Annotated in this window: 4 protein-coding genes; all 4 read left to right on the forward strand. The window is 69.7% G+C overall.

Annotation, left to right across the window (positions count from 1 at the left end):
* The first annotated feature begins 163 nt into the window (after positions 1-163).
* Positions 164-1,096 carry a carbohydrate ABC transporter permease gene (locus ACWEVO_RS32295; protein ID WP_452311231.1) on the forward strand — a complete coding sequence of 311 codons (933 nt, stop codon included), beginning with the start codon at positions 164-166 and terminating at the stop codon, positions 1,094-1,096.
* Positions 1,097-1,098: 2 nt separating this feature from the next.
* Positions 1,099-1,938, forward strand: a complete 840-nt coding sequence (locus tag ACWEVO_RS32300) for a carbohydrate ABC transporter permease (protein ID WP_452311232.1) — start codon at positions 1,099-1,101, stop codon at positions 1,936-1,938.
* 39 nt (positions 1,939-1,977) lie between these two features.
* Entirely contained in the window at positions 1,978-3,273 is a 1,296-nt protein-coding gene (locus ACWEVO_RS32305) for an ABC transporter substrate-binding protein (protein ID WP_452311233.1), read from the forward strand.
* Between the two features lie 2 nt (positions 3,274-3,275).
* Positions 3,276-3,715, forward strand: a 440-nt coding sequence (locus tag ACWEVO_RS32310; protein WP_452311234.1) for an ADP-ribosylglycohydrolase family protein, incomplete at its 3' end; no start/stop codon positions are given.

Here is a 3,715-nt window from a genome sequence, read left to right on the forward strand (position 1 = left end):
GCACCGCCCACCCGGAACAGCCGCCCCGCCGCGAGCAGGACCCGCCCCCCCTCGCCGTCCGGGCCACCAGCGCCGCCGCGCCCGACGCCGCGACCCGCTCCGTCCCCGCGCCCGGCCCGGCCGGCGCGGACCTGCCCGCGCCGCGTACCCCGGAGGTGACGGCATGACCACGGTGGCCGAACGGCCCGACGTCGCCCGCGCCGGCGGGCCCCGCGCGGCCCGCAGCCGCTCCGACCGGCTCGGCATCTATCTGCTGCTGCTGCCGTCGCTGCTGCCGATCGTGGTGCTGTCGGTCTTCCCGCTTTTGCGCGGCATCTATCTGGGCTTCACCGACGCCCGCGCCGGCCGGCACGTCGAGATCAGCTTCACCGGGCTGGCCAACTACCGGGAACTGCTGCACGACGAGCTGTTCTGGAATTCGTTCAAGATCGGCCTGCTCTGGGCGGTCGGGGTGACCGTGCTGCAGTTCCTGCTCGCACTGGGTCTGGCCCTGCTGCTCAACCAGCAGCTGCGCTTCCGCGGCATCGCCCGGGTGCTCGCCGTGGTGCCGTGGGCGATGCCCCCGGTGGTCGTCGGCATCCTGTGGAAGCTCGTCTACCACCCTGACGCCGGCCTGCTCAACGAGTTCTTTTACCGGATCGGCGCTGACGGCCTGCGCACCAACTGGCTCGGCGACTTCAGTACCGCCCTGCCCGCGGTGATCATCGTGGGCGTCTGGGCCGGCATGCCACAGACCACCGTCGTACTCCTGGCCGGGTTGCAGGGCGTGCCCCGCGACCTGCACGAGGCGGCCGCGGTCGACGGCGCCAGCACCTGGCACCGGTTTCGGAACGTCACGCTGCCCGCCATCGCGCCGGTGGTCGTGGCGATCACCTCGCTGGACTTCATCTGGAACTTCAACTCGTTCGGTCTGGTCTACGTGCTGACCGCCGGCGGGCCGGGCGGCAAGACCATGCTGCCGATGCTCTTCGCCTACGAGGAGGCGTTCCGCTACGGCAACTACGGCTACGCCGCCGCGCTCGGCAACGTGATGGTCGTGATCATCGTCGCGCTGCTCGCCGTCTACCTGCGTCGCCGGCTGAGGGAGGCGAACTGACCATGTTCGGAAAGCCGAGCCGCACCGCGCGGAGCCTGCAGTACCTCGCCCTGGTCGGATACCTGATCTTCCTCGGGTTCCCGCTGATCTGGCTGCTGTCCACCGCGTTCAAGCCGCCCCGGGAACTGGCCCAGCTGCACCCCACGCTGATCCCCAGCAACCCCACCGTGCAGAACTTCGTGCAGGCCTTCACCGAGCAGCAGCTCGGCCGGGCCGCGCTGAACAGCCTCCAGGTGTCGCTCGCCTCGGCGGTGCTCACCGTGCTGGTCGCCCTGCCCGCCTCGTACGCGCTGGCGCGGTTCCGGACCAAGCTCGGTACGGCGGCGCTGGGCTGGGTGCTGCTGTCGCAGCTCTTCCCGTTCGTGCTGCTGATCATCCCGATCTTCCTGATTCTGCGGCAGGTGGGGCTGGCCAACACGCACGCCGGGCTGGTGCTCATCTACGTGGTCTGGGCGCTGCCGTTCGCGCTGTGGATGCTGCAGGGCTTCGTCCGCAACATCCCCCGCGAACTGGAGGAGGCGGCCAGCGTCGACGGCGCGACCCGCCTGCAGGTGCTGCGCCGGGTGGTCTTCCCGCTGCTCGCGCCGGGCATCGTGGCCACCGCGCTGTTCTCGTTCATCTCCGCCTGGAACGAGTTCTTCTTCGCCCTGGTGCTGGTCAAGACGCCCGAGCTGGCCACCCTGCCGGTCGCCCTGGCCCGGTTCGTCGGCATCGAGGGCACCGCCCGCCTGGGGCCGCTGGCGGCCGGTTCGCTGCTGGCCACCCTGCCCAGCCTGATCTTCTTCGCGTTCATGCAACGCCGGCTCTCGTCCGGGTCGCTCGCCGGCGCGGTCAAGGGCTGAATCCCGTTTCCCAACCCACCACCAAGGAGGAAACCCCCCATGCTCCGTAGCAGATTCCGTCGACTCGCCGCGGCCGCCGCGGTCGCGGTCGTCGGCCTCGGCGCCCTCACCGCCTGCGGTGACGGCGGCGGCAAGGACGAGAACGCGTCCGGCCCGGTGAAGCTGCGCTTCCTCAGCCTCGCCTGGCAGAAGGAGTCGCTGCAGGCCAACAAGGATCTGGTCGCGAAGTGGAACAAGGATCACCCGGACATCCAGGTCGAGTACGTCCAGGGTGACTGGAACTCGGTCCACGACCAGCTGGTCACCTCGTTCGAGGGCGGGGACGCGCCGGACATCGTCCACTACGAAGCCGCCGCGATCGGCGAGTTCACCAAGCAGGGCTACCTGGCCGACGTCTCCAAGCTGCTCTCCGACGACTTCAAGAGCCAGATCGACCAGGGCGTCTGGGACACCGCCACCTTCGACGGCAAGGTCACCGGCATCCCGTTCCTGCTCGAGTCGCAGGTCGTCATCGCCAACAAGAAGCTGCTGGACGCCGCCGGCGTCGCCGTGCCGCCCGCCGACGGCGGCTGGACCTGGGACGAGTTCCAGGCCAACGCGCAGAAGCTCACCAAGCCCGGTCAGTACGGCGTGGCCTGGGCGCTCAAGTCGCCCACCAACCGGGTGATGAACCTGGCGCTGAACTTCGACGGCAAGTTCTTCTACACCGACGGCGGCAAGACCGAGGTCAAGGTCGGCGACGCGGAGAAGGAGGTGCCGAAGCGGATCCACGACATGCTCTACACCGTCAAGTCCGCCTCCCCGGAGGCCCTCGGCATGAGCGGCGCGGACACCCTGCCCGGCTTCTTCGGCGGCAAGTACGCCATGCTCCCCGGCTCGGTCTCGCTGCGCCAGCAGATGGTCGAGCAGGCCCCGGCCGGCTTCGAGTGGGTCACCCTCCCGCCGATCAAGGGCCTGTCCGCCAAGCAGGCGGCCAACCCGCAGACGATGTCCATCTCCGAGGACAGCAAGCACAAGAAGCAGGCCGCGGAGTTCCTGCAGTGGTTCCTGAACCCCACCAACATGGCCGCCCTGGCCAAGGGTGACTGGCTGGTGCCCACCGGCAAGCAGGCCAACCAGGAGCTGGTCAAGGCCACCGAGGGCAAGCAGGGCTGGGATGTCGCCGCGGACAGCGCCGCCGACCTGACCGTCGCCCCGTTCCAGCAGGTCGACGCCTACCCGGAGTGGAAGACCAAGTACGCCACCCCGGCCCTCCAGCAGTACTTCGCCAACAAGATCACCCTGGACCAGCTCAGCACGCAGCTGGTCGACGGCGGCAAGCAGGTTCTGAGGTAACCATGTCACTCTTGCTCGACACATCGGTCGGTTGCCTCGTCGGCGCCGCCGTGGGCGACGCCCTCGGCGGAGCCACCGAGACGGCCCTGCCCGAGCAGATCCGCGCCCGGTTCGGCGGCTGGGTCGAGGGAATCGTCGGCCCGTACCACGCCGACTGGGCCACCGCGCGGCCACTCGCGCCGTACCACAAGGGCGACGGGCACATCACCGACGACACGTTGATGACCCACGCGCTGGTCCGGGCGTACGCGGCCAAGCGGGACCACCTCGACGCGTACGACGTGGTGGAACTGCTCGTGCCCGACCTGATCGAGCGGGTGGTCTACATCCCGGACCTGGAGCGGGAGGGGGTGACCTTCCACCGCCTCGCTGCGGCCGAGCGGTGGCTGGTCACCCGCCTGCACCACGCGCACGCCGACCCTCGCGAGGCCGGCGTGGGCAA

It is taken from the genome of Micromonospora sp. NPDC003776 (genome assembly GCF_053605645.1).

What these genes read in the sequence shown, in the direction of transcription:
- ACWEVO_RS32295 (WP_452311231.1), top strand. Translation starts at nt 164, where the DNA reads ATGACCACGGTGGCCGAACGGCCCGACGTCGCCCGCGCCGGCGGGCCC.
- ACWEVO_RS32300 (WP_452311232.1), top strand. Translation starts at nt 1,099, where the DNA reads ATGTTCGGAAAGCCGAGCCGCACCGCGCGGAGCCTGCAGTACCTCGCC.
- ACWEVO_RS32305 (WP_452311233.1), top strand. Translation starts at nt 1,978, where the DNA reads ATGCTCCGTAGCAGATTCCGTCGACTCGCCGCGGCCGCCGCGGTCGCG.